This window comes from Mesorhizobium sp. M0174, from assembly GCF_040322275.1.
Classification (GTDB): Bacteria; Pseudomonadota; Alphaproteobacteria; order Rhizobiales; family Rhizobiaceae; genus Mesorhizobium.
The window spans coordinates 18,631-32,453 of the sequence record NZ_JAMYTB010000035.1 but is presented as its reverse complement, the minus strand read 5'-3'; the positions used below and the strand labels follow the sequence as shown (position 1 = coordinate 32,453).

The window sequence follows — 13,823 nt, the reverse complement described above, 5'->3', positions numbered from 1 at the left end:
AAGTGGCCGCCACGCTCGGCGCCAATCGCTTCCAGATCATCAGCCGCGTTCTGCTTCCCGGACTGGCGCCGGCCATCGTCACCGGTTTCGCGCTGGCCTTCGCACGCGGCGTCGGCGAGTACGGTTCCGTCATCTTCATCGCCGGCAACCTGCCCTATAAATCCGAAATCGCACCGCTTCTGATCGTCATCCGGCTGGAGGAATATAATTACGCGGCGGCGACCGCGATCGCGGCGATCATGCTGGCGCTGTCCTTCGTCATGCTGCTGGTCATCAACCTGGTGCAGACCTGGAGCCGCAAGCGCTATGGCTGACGTGGCCATCGCATCGCCGATCGGGAGCGACACCGCCGACCAGCGAGCGACCGGTCGCGCGCTACCTGCTCATGGTCGACCAGGCACCGAGCAATGGCTTCGGCCATTTGGTCGAAACGCTGGCCATCTACGCGAGCACAAGAAGGAAGGCCTGAATGGCATTGGTCGCATGAGGCGCGGCCGCCATATCCGCCGAAAGCGTCTTGGCAAAGGTTAGGGTGGGTTTTTATTCGCATCTCCTAATATTTGATCGCTCTAACCCGTTCCGATATGTTATGATGGTTAATGCGTTGAGGGCTGAATAGCCAAGGAGCGCGTCGCGCGAGCGGCTGCGAGTGGGACGGCGATGTCCTTTTTGCTTTTTTTGCGCGGCTTTATCATAGTCCTGTCGGCATTCGCCATCAGTACATATTTGCTTACCGCCTCGCTCTGGAGTACGTTTGTCCAAACGTTAATTTGTGGGATCTTGATACAGATCGGGTACTTTGTTGCTGTCATGCTGCTAGTGTGGCGCTCGGTCTCCAAAGTATCCGTGTTTCCGAAGCCAAATACCCCACCCGATGAGTCCGAAAGGGAGCAACTGCCGAGCCACTTAGTGAATAAGGTGGACCACTCTCCGCCTTTATAGGCTCTGGCTGTTTAGAGTAGGACGATCAGCAGGATGACACCCCACATCACGATACAAAATGTGACTGCAACCTGTCTTATTCGGGCACCTGAGAGGCGTTCGGCGATGCGCCAAATGCGCCCAGAACTCTTACGGTGATCGATATCGCGCGCCGGTGATCGACGAGTCATTCCAATCGACGTCCCTGTTTCCCGTACGACAGGCTCAACCTAGACCCGGAATCTCTTGCTCAGATGTTTTGCCATTTGGCAATACGACCCGATTTCTTCCTTTAATTGGATCGCATGACGTGTAGCGGAATTGCAGACAGCATGGGCCGCGTGAGGTTCATTTATTGCAATCCGAGGTTAAAATTTTGCGTCTTTGGGGAGGGGCGGCTCCGCCGGCGTGGATACTGAATTTCAAGACATTTGGTCAGACAATGTGGTATGGTGTTTTTGACTACCTATGCGCTGCCAGTCTCACCCCACGGGTCTGAAGGCTTATGCTCCGCGAAGTTGAAAATCGGCACCCGGATTCTGCCTTGATATTTGGCGATCCTCAGTCGGCAACGATTGATCTCGAAACACTCGTGGCGGCAGCGCGACGGCAGTTGAGGTTCGTCCTTACGTGCGCGCTCGCAGGCCTTGTGCTGGGGCTGGCGTATCTTCGGCTCGAGGTGCCCTTGTACGAGTCGACGTCCAGAATCCTGATCGACAAGAACCAGCCCTCCGTCGTGACGAAGTTAACAGAGAGCGGAAGCTCCACACAGCTTGACCCGATGATGCTGAGCCAGGTCGAATTGTTGCGTTCCGACCGCATCGGGCTAAAGGTCGTTGACAGCCTCGGTCTTGCTACCGATCGCCCTTTCTTGTCAGCACCGTATTCGTTGCTCAACAGTCTCACAGGATCGGTCGCTCGGGTGGTGCGGTCATTCATTGGCAGTTCCGAAGAAAGCGGAGCGCCGTGGAAATCGAGTGCAGCGCGAGGGCCCGATCCTCGATGGCAGGCATTTGGCATTCTGGCTGAAAATATAACGGTAGCTCGTGTAGGCGATTCTTACATTCTGCAGGTCCAATTTCAGTCGCCTAGCGCTGAAATGGCGCAAAAAATAGCCAATAAGTATGCGGAAATCTATATCTCTGACCAAGTCGGAGCCAAAGATGAGTCGATTATCCGAGCTCGCAGTGCACTGGCGGAAGAGCTCGAGAGGGTGCGGAAGCGATCGGTCGACGCCGAGCTCGCGGTCCACAGGTTCCGAACAGACAATACGCTGACGAAGGAAACGCTGGTTACCTTGCGCCAGCTCGAACTTGAGGCGTCCTCTCTCAAGTCGCAATATGAACAGGTCCTGCAGCAATACCAAGCGAGCCTGCAGAACCTTTCGATGGCGTTGCCGGAGGCGCGGGTTATCTCGGAGGCACCATACCCCAGCAGACCGAGTTCTCCGAATAGCATTCTTACGTTGGCGGTCTGCGCCGTGCTTGGCGGCATGATTGGCGCCGGTGTGGGCGGAGTTCGGGAGTACCGGGAGCGCTTTTTCCGCACGAGGGGTCAAGTGCGCGATGAGCTCGGACTTGACACGCTCGGAATGATCCCGTTGCTGGACGGAAAGCCAATTCGCCGAAACAAGCGTGATCGTGCGACCGAAGAGCCGTCATTCATTGCGACCGAAGAGCCGTCATTCATCGAGGTGGGGAACAGCGCTTTCAACTGGGTAGAGCAACATCCGCGCTCGGAATTCGCTGAAGCGATGCGAACGGTGAAAGTCGCTGTTGATGTCGAGTTACCAAGGAAGAGCACCAGGGCGATCGGCATCGTTTCCTGCCTCCCGGGAGAAGGGAAGTCGGTGGTCGCGGCTAATTTTGCGATGGTTCTCGCTATGCAGCATTGTAGGACGCTGTTGATCGATGCCGACATCCACAATCCGGGCTTGTCCCCTATGTTAGCCAACGGCTGGGAACGAGGCCTAGCCAATGTGTTGGCTGGAGACTTCAATCGGAGAGATTTGCTTGCTCATCAGTCATTGTCATTGAGGTTCCTGCCCGGGGTGAACCAGAGGCAACAAAAGCTCGCAGAGACCGTACAGCCTATCGAGAAAATGGGCGACTTTCTGCTCAAGGTGGGCTCTATGTTCAACTACGTCGTCGTTGATTTGCCCCCGTTAGCTCCAGTCGCGGACGTGAGGTCCTTTGTCCAGCATCTCGACGGCCTTGTTCTGGTTGTTGAATGGGGCGTGACCGCTCGTACATTCGTGCGCGAAAACCTCAACAACAATCCGATCCTTGCGGATAAATGTATCGGCGTTCTGCTTAACAAGGTCGATCTCAAAAGAATCAAGCTGTATCAAAAGTTCGGCAGTGCCGAATTTTACAGTGAACGTCATAGTCGGTATTACCAAGCCTAGTTGTGGAGCAAGCATTTTTTGTCTTATGCAGATAGCCCGAGGAGGGCTTTGACGGACAAACTCCTCGAATGCCGAGAATGACGACTAGTCTAATGATATTCGTCCGGGCTTATCCGCGCCAGATTCAGGAAATGGTGTTCGACGAGCATGACCGGGCGTTCGCCTTCTGCGCGCATCATCTACGACAACACGAATAGGGCGGTGGAGATGGTGTTCGTCGGCAAGGACCGGCAATACAATCCCGCGCGCTGGCATCGGGCTGGGAGAAGCGCCAGGTCGAGAACCATGTCAGACAGGTGCGATGCCGAGCCGTCAGAATTCACGATCGGCCCGGCTATCTTGGTCGCCAGCTCCTTACATTCCGCCACCCAACACTGCCGTAGCACGGACACGCAAAGCACCCTGCGAATAGGCCAGCAGCATATCCTGTCGTGCCTGCATTCCGATCTTCTTGCGGAGCGTTTCATCGCCCGCGAACACCAGTGCTTGCGTCACCGCCATCTCCGCCGAGGGAACAGTAAGCTTCAGCATATTCTTTCCATCCTTGCCGTAATCTCGGATACCGCCGACGTCAGTCGCGATCACCGGAAGTCCGGCAAGCATCGCCTCGGCGACGACGATGCAGAACCCTTCCGTATCGGACAGGTTGATGAACACGTCACGATCAGAGGCGAGCTCGGACCAGCGCGCGACATAGCCATGGAAGTGCACGCGATCTCCAACGCCGAGCTCATCCGCCTTGCGCGAAAGCCCCTGCCGTTCCGGCCCATCGCCGTAAAGATCGAGGCTTGCAGAAACGCCGCGGTCTTGGAGCATTCGGACGGCCTCGATCAGGCGGTCAAAGTTCTTTAGCGCGATAAGCCGTCCGGCAGCAGCAAGGCGCAAGGGTGTGTGAAGCGCGTAATCGCGCTTGTGGCTGGAAGCCTCATCGGCGCAAAACAAAGGCACTATATGCGAGCGGCGCCTGCGCGGCAGGAAGTAGGCTTGCGTCTCCCGCAGCGTACTTTCGCAATCAGCCCAGATTTCGTCGACGCGCCAGGACAGGGCCTTGAGCACAGGGCCATAAATACCTGCGGCGCGCCGGGAGCGGTAGCGGGTAGTGTGTTCGAATGAAACGCAGTGCAGCCGAGGAGCAAACATCGCAACTAGCCGTCCCAGGAGATTGGCCTGCTTGAGCGACAACGCAACCATATCCGGCCGCCACTCCCAGATAAGGCGCAACATTACAAAGAACGTACCCACAAAGGTGCGCAAGGAAGGCTCTTCACTCTGCGACGTCAGGATAAGATTATGCTCTCCGATCTGTGCGGCGATTTCATCGGCAAGAGCCCCGCGACCACGGCAAAAGGCGAGAATCTTCAGCTCGTGGCCGCTGAAAAATCCTGCTTGCAGCAAGGTGAGTAGCCCATGCTCGGCGCCACCGGGATCGAATCCGTTGATGAAGTAAAGAATTCGCATGTGATAGTGAAGCGCTCCGATTCTCTTGCACCTCGTGTTTACTGTCGCAACTAACAGCCCGATCTTGTGTGGAATTCTCCTGCGCTTGTGGTGAGGGCTCAGTGGTGGGTCTGGAGACCTTTCAAGTTCTTACCCGCGTTAAGAGAGACTTGGCGACCGCGGAGAGCTCTGATTTCGCCTCCGTTATGGTCCTGTGTCGCGGTACAGAATAATCGCTACGGAAGGATTCCAGGGCTGCCGCCTGAGATGCTCGAGCTCTCGCCATTCCGCCAGCATCTTTAAGAGCCGTCAGCAAAGTCTTTGCGCAAGGCGCGGTAGAACAATAGCTTGGCTGCACGGCGCACCTGCGGATCCATGCCCCTCGGCAGGGCGCAAAGAAAAAAGTAAACGTACACCCGCCATGACAATGGATCGTGCCACATCGCGCGAATGAGCAAGCGCGCTCCGCGTTTCTTTTCGCCTTGAGCCACGCAATCATTGCCCGCCTTTGCGTACAAACGCGCGTTGCGCCGGCGCGCGAGGTGCGTAAGTTCCCGCCGTCGCATGGCCCATTCTCGCGTGAGTCGTTCGGCTACCGGCAGAAGCGCGTCGAGTCTGCGGGTTATGTTCGAGCCATGGCGCCGTTTATAGACGAGTGCTTCGGCCACATATTGAAATGTCCAACGCTCGGCTGCGCGCATACAAAACTCTGTATCCTCTCCAGCCCTAAATGCCTCGTTGAATAACCCGATATCTTCGACCATTTCCCGCCGCATAACCATACTGGAAGGAACAATCGGCCCATCAAGCAGAAAATATGTCGGCAGCGTATCGCATTGGTCCGCGCGATAGCGGCGCACGGCGACGTGTAGAGCATCGGACAGATCCGGAGCGGAAAAATCGACGAAATCGCCATAGACAAGACCTGCCTTGCAGCCATTGCCCAAGACGGCTAATTGACGCTCAAGCTTGTCCTCGGCCCAGAAGTCATCGCCGTCCAGAATTGCAATAAGATCGCCGGCAGCATGTCTGATGGCAAGATTCCTCGCCGATGAAAGCCCGATACCCGCCGTCGTCAGGACATGCACGCGCGGCTCCCTGCGACCCAGCGAGGCAATCACTTCCGACGAGCCGTCCTTCGAGCCATCATTGACAATGATGATCTCTTTGATGTGGCTCGAGGCGGTCTGACTAATCACGCTTTCCACTGCCTGCGCGATGAAGCGTTCTTCATTGTGGCATGTCATGATAACCGAAACACTCATCTCGTGTTTCCTTGCAAGGGGCTCGCGAGAAATCCAGGATGTCTCATGCTCTGGGGTGGCTCCTCCGCATCCTGTGCAATGATAGGCAAAGCCCGTGCCGCGTCAATTCAGGCAGGAGCGAGACAAGACTCAGCGTAACGAAAGCTCGTGTGCCGGAGGCTTCTGTTCCAACGTAAAAGGCGCAAGGAACAAGGAGCACGAGGGGCAGAAGCCGTGCCTGGGCCGCTCCGATCAATCCGTGAGAAAGCGCCCAGCTTAGAGTACGGCTTAAGCGAAACCATGCAGCAATCCATATGAGAACATAGAGGCTGAGCCCAATGATGCCGTTCTCGGTGAGGATACGTTGAAACTCGCCATGTATCCCAAGCCGCAACTCGCCAGGAAGTCCGCTGAAATCCGTATCGATAATATTCTTGAATTGGTTCGTACCCACGCCCATCAGTGGATGTTCGGAGATGAGTTGTCTGGACAGAGTGAAAGCAAACGCGCGCTGGACATTGCTCGGGGTGTCTCCAGGGGCATATTTCCCCGTCGCGGCCAGATATTCGTATTGCCCCATGCTCAGCGGATCGAGAATGGTCTGCATCTGCTTCTCGACATAGGCGTTATTGACCGTGGTCGACAGCACGAAAAGTGCCACGAAGCCCGCGGCGATCGCTGGCACCATCGCAGCGAGCCGTCCGCGCATCAGAAGCGCGGCGGTCAGAAAGAGATAGATCAAAAACGCCTTGCGTTCCCCAGATAGCACGAGCAGGGGAAGTATCCCCGCCCATACAAACCAAAGGGTGCGCCGCTTGCCCCCGTTGACGAAGAGGAGGAGCCCTGCGAGCGCAATTGGAAGGAAGGTGAACGCGAGCCTCGGATCGAACAGATGCTTCCAACCGACCAAGTAGCCATGGGCGACATGCCAGGTGATCGTATAGGCGAGGATCAGCACCATGCCGAAAAGCAAGATGTTGACGGCCTTGTGCGTGTCGACGCGGCTGGCCTCCTGTGCCAAGGCGAACGCAAAGGCGCCCACAGCGGAGATCTGCAACAGCTCGCGCAGGCCATTCTCTGCGTCCACGCTGAAGGCCGAGACCACGTGCCAGCCCAAGAAGGGCAGGAGCAGTAGAAAACCGGCTGAAAAAGCCAACCTTCGCCAACGCTCCGTCGCCAGGCCAAAAAAGAGCATCAGCAATGCGATCAGCTCGAACGGACGCAGCAATACAAGACCCGTCTCGAGTCTGATTGGCAGGAAGAGGCTCAGTACCGCGAATGTCAGAAGGTAACGCATCACAGCTCTCTCGCTGGGCGCGATCTTCTTTAGCATATTCTCTTCCCCGGAGACAGAACTTATTGGATGTATCAATGCCAGCCCGCGGAGAAACACTTCACCCTGCTCCAGCCGACGACCTCATCGTTCCGCCCGCTGTGGCATCGCATATCGAAGAGGTTTCCGCCTGTTGGGAAAACTCACCCGCCTCGGCTGTGGGGAGGCTTACTGGCGGCAGAGCTCGTCAGCAGTCCGACGAGAGTGATGACGCATCCTGGCGTCGCGCAGTCGATGCGTTCTAGCCGACGGTCTCGCTCTCCGGGGTCCAGGCTTCTGGCTGGTCGAGCACAGAGACCGCGCGAACATGGCAGCGAATCTTATGCCCGACATCCCGCGAGCTGAGCTCATAGCTTGTGCCGGTTTCGCCCACGATCGGAACGCCGTCACGATACCATAGATACTCTATTTGCGACGCAATAACATTCGGTACGACGGTCAGCGCCTGGCCCGGTGAGGTCTGGCCCGAGAAGGCCGGCAATGCGCTGAAGGCCGTCGGGGCCCTAGCCAGATCCGTTTCCGTCTGCCGGACCCTTATATAGTCAATCACCATGTCATACGTTTGCGACGGGTTCGGTTGAGCGCGCCCCTTTTTTTCATCGTAGGCGAAATCCACAATGATGTATTTTTTTGCTGCGAGTTCCGGTGTCGTCGGAACGCGCGCCACTTCATAGCCGTCGATCACGAAATAGGTATAATCATCTTCGATCTGCGCATACCAAGTATGAAATTCGCCATCGTATACGTCGATCGTGCTGGGAAAACCACTTGATGGATCGACTTGATAGCCGGCGATTTTCCGGTGCACGCTACGTGGCGTGATATGTGGATCTGCATAGCCGAGTCTGGGTTTGTGCACGTGCTGGCTGATGTTGATATAGGCCCCATTGAGACCGTCATATTCCCAAAAGTCCGTCTCAAGACGATTGCGCGTCCGCCAGAATAGATGCTCCTTCCCATACGCCCAGAAAGCAGGAAAAAATCCAGGGCGGGGCGCGAGTATCTTCGGCATTCTGGCGCGGATCTCAAAGATCCCCTTTCCCCAACACCGCCCCTGGCCATTGTTGTTCACGGAAGAGAATGCACCTGTTCTCCAACGCCGCTTGTGCAAGAGCCGGAGCGCCAGCGTGTGGCTGCTGGCGTCGTGCACATAGGAGGAGGGCGACGCCGACATCGGCGGCGTAGCGGCGTCAACACCAACGGTCGTCAGATGGGTCGGCGCATACCAGATGCTGCTTTGCGCGCCTTTGGAATCATCGACAACCGTGTTGGAGTCGAAGTCGTCAAAAAAAACCGTTGTGTAACCGCGGATCGGCGGCGCCGCCTCACCACGATGACCATATCGCCGTTCATTGCCGATGGCTGTCCAGGACGCCCACGAGACTGAATCAAAGGCATAACGTGCCGGTTTGTCGTTCGCATCCACAGCTGAAGGAGGGCTCTGGCGATAGGGATGAACGTCGGGCAGGGCGGATTGCCGGCCGATGCGCCACATGCCCCATCCCATCAGCCTGTCGATCTGGGAGTCATTTAGTTCGCTTTGCCCGATAATGACGCAATCGATCGCGACATCGGCCCTCATCGGATTGTTCACATCGCCCATGAAGCTCTGCGATTTCATCCGGTTGGGTGTCAATGCATAAACCGTCTGGCCGGCCGTCTTGATCCCATTCACCACAGCCTGCATCACGAACCCGCGGCGGTACCCGACCATGACATTCCATTCGTCAAAATCGGTCGAGCACTGCCCTTCCTCGCTCTTGAGCTTGCCGTCATGGAGCCGCGAAACGAATGTGCCGGCCGATGGCTTGAAACAGACCTGGGGTTGGCGATGCACCGGGCCACCCTCCGCGCCATTGGCGCAAACAACGGAAACGCATTCCGCGTCGGCATTGATCGCCGAATTGCACCGGGCGATCACGAGCCACCAGCGGTGAAGGTAAGGCGCATCGCTATCGGCGGGCCAGGTCAACGCCTGTCTCGTACCCTGTTTGAAATGGACTCCGCCGTTATTCGGAAGCTTTGTCGGGCGCAGGGAGGGCTCGGCTTGCATCGCAGCCACCGGCTTCGCGCCGGCCGATTGCCATGAGGAGACTTCGCCCTCGGCCAGATCCTCCTGAAACCAGGATTTCACAATCATTTCCGGGAACAGACCAGGATGCCAGGAGTGAGCTTTCGGCTGCGAGCCTTGCGCCGGACCGGCGGCGCGAGCATCCCGTCCTGGGCGACCGGATGCCGCCAGCACAAGGGCGGCGCATGCGGCCCGCGCCAGGTCCCGGCGAGAAAAGCGGTTAGTCATTGTCGTGTGCCAATAATTGCTGGTTTCGGGATGAGACTCCGCATGGACACCCGTTACTTACTATCGCGCTTCTCCTCACAAGCTCCGCAGCATATCATAGGTTTCAGTTTAACCTTTCAACGACAGCTGGGGAAGTGGGTCGCGCCTAATGCGATAACTGGAGAAAGCAGATGCAGACCGCTGACAGGATCGGTGCTTCGCCTCCCACCAGGCCGGGCAAAGCTCTTCCGCCCAATGCGCTTCTATTGAATTGCTTTGGCCGAGGTGGGTCAAATATTGTCTGGAATATCATCGGCAGCTCGCCGGATGTGTTGATGCCATACCGCGAATGGCATGAGGGAGTATTCGGACGCTACTACAAGCTGCGCAAGGCCGCGTGCCATATTGGCGGGGCCGTCAACTGGGCATCTGTTCCCGTCTTTTGGCGTCATATCCGCGCAGCGACTGCCGAGACCGTCCGCCCCGGGGAGCGCAACGAAAAGTCCCAAGCACGCTACGTCGTTCTGAAGGTGATGGATTACTACATTGCATTCGACGACGCGATTGCGCGCGGCTTTATGGAAGCGCGGAACCTTGTGCTTACGCGGCATCCATTACCGATGTGCGAAGGGCTGATACGCAGCGGTCTCAGCGAGGCGCTCGCGATCAAATGGTACAATGATGTGACTAGCCTGATGTTCAAAGCCTCGAGGAAGCGTGATGCGCTATCGCTTCGATTCGAGGACTTGATCCAATCACCGGATGCGTTTGTTAGAAGCCTTTACGACGCGCTCGGCATAGCGGCAGCGGAGGACGGAAAGATCCGGTTTAAGGTTAAATCATTTGGGGCGGCGCGAAAGGCAAACGCAGACGCCGCAACTGGCGAAAGGCTGCGGATAAAATTGGACGAAGCATCCGATCACATCGCACCAGACGTCAACACCCGAGCGGTTGCCCGCCTCGATCGTTCAGCACGACAGCGGATTTCGACAGGCACCCGCGCAACCGCAGAATTGTTCGATTATGGAGATGATAATTTCTGACCTTGTGCGGTTAACGGCGTTTGCCGCCTGGCCCCGAACAGGCACGGGACAGGCATAGACAAGTTTCACGGTCCCCAGTGCGTAGTGCCTGTTCGAGCACAGAGGAGCAGCCGTTCACTGAACCCGGTTTGCCCCGCGCAAGGTCGAATTCCGATGAGAGAAAACGGCGTCAAGGAGGCCTGCCGTCTCAAGGCCGCCGACTGTGTCTCCAGTCCCGGTATAAGAGACTCTAAGTCGTCGGATGGGCAGTCGGAGAGGCGCCGAGTGTGCAGATACCGTGGGCTATACAAATCTAATCCATTTCGTTTTCTTGGATGTTAGAGTTTGCAAGACTTCCGCACCATGTTTTCCGAAGAGTAGCGACGCTCTCAGATAGACAGTGACAACGGACAATGTACCTATAACGAGAAGCCCGGTCGCGAGCACAAGATAGTCGGGCGATCCGGCAAGCAGCATTTTGACCGCCGAGCCAGTGGCGAACACCACAGCGGCGAATGCGACAGGCGGCACATGTACGAGCGCGAAATCCACAGCTGATAATCCCGTTATCCGACAAGTCATCGCCGCATAAAGGAAGAAACTCGTCGCAATGGCGCCGGACACTGAAAAGGCCACTGCGTTCACGCCGTAGGGCGCCGAGAAGAACGCGAATGAAGCGACAAGGGCCATGTAAATGATCTGCATGGAGGCCGTTCGGTAACTTTGGCCCGTCGCAAGCGTCACGACTCCGCACACTCTGTAACCGACGCGGAAATAAATTACTGCAGAGAATATGATAATGGGAACGACGGCATCCGTCCATTTCTGGCCGAGAATTGTGAGAACAATCTCTTTTGCGAAACAGCATAGAAACGCGCTAGTCGGTAGAGCAAGCGCCGCCGTTAAAGCATACCCCTTGAGCTGAGCGCTGCATAGCCTGGCCTTGTCGTGATGAACCTTCGACAGGAGCGGGAAAATCACGCTCTTGTTCAGATTTCCGAACAGACTTGCTGGCATCGCAATCAGATAATACGCTCGCGAGTAAATGCCCAGCTCTGCAGTGCCGATCAACCGCGCGACAATAACATTATCGATATATTTTGCGGTGACGGCTGATATACCAGCCAGCGAATAGCCCAGGCTCTGTCTGCGGATATCGCGATAGGACTGCATGTCGAAACTGGGCCTCACGAGATAGTCCCTGGCGATGAAGAAATAGATGCTGGCCAAGATCGATGCCTCGGCCATATATGCGATCACCAAGGCCCAATAGCTGAGTCCAAAATAGGCAAGCGGAATGGCTAGGCCGACATGGGAAGCAATCCAAGCGACCAGACTCGCTGTGGAGGATATTCTGAATTTCAGGTGCCGCGACAAAATGGCCTCGGCGGTCAGATTGAACGCGTTCGCGACCATCATCACAGCAAGGAGGCGCGAAATGAGGACCAATTCCGGCACATGAAGAAAATCTGCAATCTGTGGTGCAAACACCCATTGAAGTATGCCGAGAATGGCAGCGATTATCACGGACAAAGAAATTGCGGTTCCGATATGGCGCTCGTCGACGTCCCGTCGCTGGACCAGGACTTGCGACATGCCGAGATTGGCAATGTTATTGCCGACGGATGCGATGATCAGCGCAGCGCCGGCAACGCCGTACTCCTGGGGGGAAAGCAGGCGCGCGAGAATGGCCGTGACCAGGACATTCAAAAAGGTTCGGGCCAGCAATGTGGCACCCGACCACGAGAGGCCGTTGGCTGCCCTTCGTGTCAGGTTTTTATGTCCAGTTACCTCGTCCAAGTTGACCTGCTCCGGACTGTCCAATTCGACTGCCACGCTTCAGTGCATGCAAGCGTGCTCCAACCTCATGAGCTATTTTCTCGCCCACGCCTCGCGGGTGAATTCCTCAGGCGTCCAATCACCGTTTTCGTCATCGCTTCATCAACCCAAGTCATAATGCCAGCGGATAGGCATCCCAGCATAAGCACCGCGCCGTCACGGTCGCACAGGCTGACTGGAACCGCCTTGTTGCATCCAGCAGCAATCTCTTCAGCGACGCCCCTCATTTTTGCGGAAATAGCCATTTGCTCTTCGAGGCCAGCGCAGCTTCCGATAGAGTGCACGTAGACGCGCCTTAGGTGTTACATATTCTGAAGGAGCAACGCGTTTGAGACCTACGCTCTCGCAGAGCGTATCCAGAGATCGATCTGTAAATGCATTGATATGTCCGAGCGGGTACAGTTCATTTTTTTCTATCTTCCAGCCCGATGTTATCTGCGGCGCAACCAATTCGCCAAAGGGAACGGATATCTTTATAATGCCAGAAGGCTTCAAGATTCGAGCCAGCTGTCTTACGGATTCGCGTGGCTCAGACACATGCTCCAGCACCTGATTCATATGTATGAAGTCGAACCTCTCATTTTCCACTTCACTCGGATCAATGGTCTGAATGCCGTGCGCGGCCGCGAATGATTTGCGCCGCGCTGACAGCTCGGCCCCGACAACATCATAGCCAAGGGCGCGCGCTGCGATGGCCCAGTGGCCCCACCCCATCCCAAAATCCAAGACCTTTATGTGGCGTGCCACTGGAGGAATGTACAACAATTCCTCGATCATCCCAGCAGACCGCAGCAGGTTATTGAAATAGCTTCGGCCCGCGCGTTCCCTCTTGGCCAGAGAAACAGATTCGTCACTAACGTCGTCATAGAGAAATTCCATGCCTTTGCTGTCTAGAATTTCTCTCTGAAAATACAGGATACAAGCGCGGCATTGCGCAATCGTGTATCGCGCACCATTAAGGTTTTGGTCGGAGATCCGTCCACGAAAGCATTCGTGCACAAACCTACGAACATCCGTTTGGGAAAAGGGGGAGTCGTATAGTATGGCTATATTTGTACTGCCGCATCCAGGACACTTTTCCCTAGCCACGAATCTCAGCCTTTCGCGCGAGTCGACCGTCATGGCTGCTTACTTGGCCTCTTTGCTGCGTTGTAGGCGCTCAAAGCAAGCGACAAGGCGGTTGCCGCAACGATATTAGCAATAGCTGGTCCGCTGGCACTCCTACACCAGCCACAGGCCGAGCGGCGGGATTGTAATGGCATTTTATTGCCCGTTATTGCCTGTCGCTTTTCGGGTGAGAGCCTCCGGATAAGGCTAGCAAACCGCCTTGGCTGCTTCATAA

General features: G+C 56.3%; 10 protein-coding genes and 1 pseudogene. 5 read left to right on the top strand and 6 right to left on the bottom strand.

The window, feature by feature from the left end:
• The 4 genes and pseudogenes from NKJ13_RS30145 to NKJ13_RS30130 all read left to right on the top strand — a co-directional run.
• Positions 1 to 314: ABC transporter permease subunit (locus tag NKJ13_RS30145; RefSeq protein WP_352779176.1), on the top strand; the 314-nt coding region annotated here is incomplete at its 5' end.
• A gap of 346 nt (positions 315 to 660) precedes the next feature.
• Complete coding sequence (locus NKJ13_RS30140) at positions 661 to 942, top strand: exopolysaccharide production repressor protein (protein ID WP_352707108.1); 282 nt, start codon at positions 661 to 663, stop codon at positions 940 to 942.
• 484 nt (positions 943 to 1,426) lie between these two features.
• Positions 1,427 to 3,328 carry a Wzz/FepE/Etk N-terminal domain-containing protein gene (locus NKJ13_RS30135; RefSeq protein ID WP_352740778.1) on the top strand — a complete coding sequence of 634 codons (1,902 nt, stop codon included), beginning with the start codon at positions 1,427 to 1,429 and terminating at the stop codon, positions 3,326 to 3,328.
• 74 nt (positions 3,329 to 3,402) lie between these two features.
• Positions 3,403 to 3,636: pseudogene (locus tag NKJ13_RS30130) on the top strand (IS21 family transposase); the annotation flags it as partial.
• A gap of 46 nt (positions 3,637 to 3,682) precedes the next feature.
• Here NKJ13_RS30130 and NKJ13_RS30125 read toward each other — a convergent pair.
• From NKJ13_RS30125 to NKJ13_RS30110, 4 genes are all read right to left on the bottom strand, one after another.
• The gene (locus tag NKJ13_RS30125) at positions 3,683 to 4,786 is read right to left on the bottom strand and encodes a glycosyltransferase (RefSeq protein ID WP_352740780.1); all 1,104 of its coding nucleotides are present in this window, start codon (positions 4,784 to 4,786) and stop codon (positions 3,683 to 3,685) included.
• A gap of 278 nt (positions 4,787 to 5,064) precedes the next feature.
• Entirely contained in the window at positions 5,065 to 6,030 is a 966-nt protein-coding gene (locus NKJ13_RS30120; RefSeq protein ID WP_352740782.1) for a glycosyltransferase family 2 protein, read from the bottom strand.
• A gap of 43 nt (positions 6,031 to 6,073) precedes the next feature.
• A complete protein-coding gene (locus tag NKJ13_RS30115) occupies positions 6,074 to 7,342 on the bottom strand; it encodes an O-antigen ligase family protein (RefSeq protein WP_352740784.1) in 1,269 nt (422 codons plus the stop codon).
• Between the two features lie 241 nt (positions 7,343 to 7,583).
• A complete protein-coding gene (locus tag NKJ13_RS30110; protein WP_352707119.1) occupies positions 7,584 to 9,641 on the bottom strand; it encodes a hypothetical protein in 2,058 nt (685 codons plus the stop codon).
• A 170-nt stretch (positions 9,642 to 9,811) separates the two neighbouring features.
• Here NKJ13_RS30110 and NKJ13_RS30105 point away from each other — a divergent pair, with 170 nt between their 5' ends.
• Positions 9,812 to 10,663, top strand: coding sequence for a sulfotransferase (locus NKJ13_RS30105; protein ID WP_352707121.1), 852 nt, complete (start codon positions 9,812 to 9,814; stop codon positions 10,661 to 10,663).
• Between the two features lie 282 nt (positions 10,664 to 10,945).
• On the opposite strand, the gene NKJ13_RS30100 is transcribed toward NKJ13_RS30105, so the two are convergent.
• Positions 10,946 to 12,442, bottom strand: a complete 1,497-nt coding sequence (locus NKJ13_RS30100) for a lipopolysaccharide biosynthesis protein (RefSeq protein ID WP_352707123.1) — start codon at positions 12,440 to 12,442, stop codon at positions 10,946 to 10,948.
• A 249-nt stretch (positions 12,443 to 12,691) separates the two neighbouring features.
• Positions 12,692 to 13,360, bottom strand: coding sequence for a class I SAM-dependent methyltransferase (locus tag NKJ13_RS30095; protein ID WP_287217183.1), 669 nt, complete (start codon positions 13,358 to 13,360; stop codon positions 12,692 to 12,694).
• Positions 13,361 to 13,823 lie beyond the last annotated feature (463 nt).

What these genes read in the sequence shown, in the direction of transcription:
- NKJ13_RS30140 (WP_352707108.1), top strand. Translation starts at nt 661, where the DNA reads ATGTCCTTTTTGCTTTTTTTGCGCGGCTTTATCATAGTCCTGTCGGCA.
- NKJ13_RS30135 (WP_352740778.1), top strand. Translation starts at nt 1,427, where the DNA reads ATGCTCCGCGAAGTTGAAAATCGGCACCCGGATTCTGCCTTGATATTT.
- NKJ13_RS30125 (WP_352740780.1), bottom strand. Translation starts at nt 4,786, where the DNA reads ATGCGAATTCTTTACTTCATCAACGGATTCGATCCCGGTGGCGCCGAG.
- NKJ13_RS30120 (WP_352740782.1), bottom strand. Translation starts at nt 6,030, where the DNA reads ATGAGTGTTTCGGTTATCATGACATGCCACAATGAAGAACGCTTCATC.
- NKJ13_RS30115 (WP_352740784.1), bottom strand. Translation starts at nt 7,342, where the DNA reads ATGCTAAAGAAGATCGCGCCCAGCGAGAGAGCTGTGATGCGTTACCTT.
- NKJ13_RS30110 (WP_352707119.1), bottom strand. Translation starts at nt 9,641, where the DNA reads ATGACTAACCGCTTTTCTCGCCGGGACCTGGCGCGGGCCGCATGCGCC.
- NKJ13_RS30105 (WP_352707121.1), top strand. Translation starts at nt 9,812, where the DNA reads ATGCAGACCGCTGACAGGATCGGTGCTTCGCCTCCCACCAGGCCGGGC.
- NKJ13_RS30095 (WP_287217183.1), bottom strand. Translation starts at nt 13,360, where the DNA reads ATGGAATTTCTCTATGACGACGTTAGTGACGAATCTGTTTCTCTGGCC.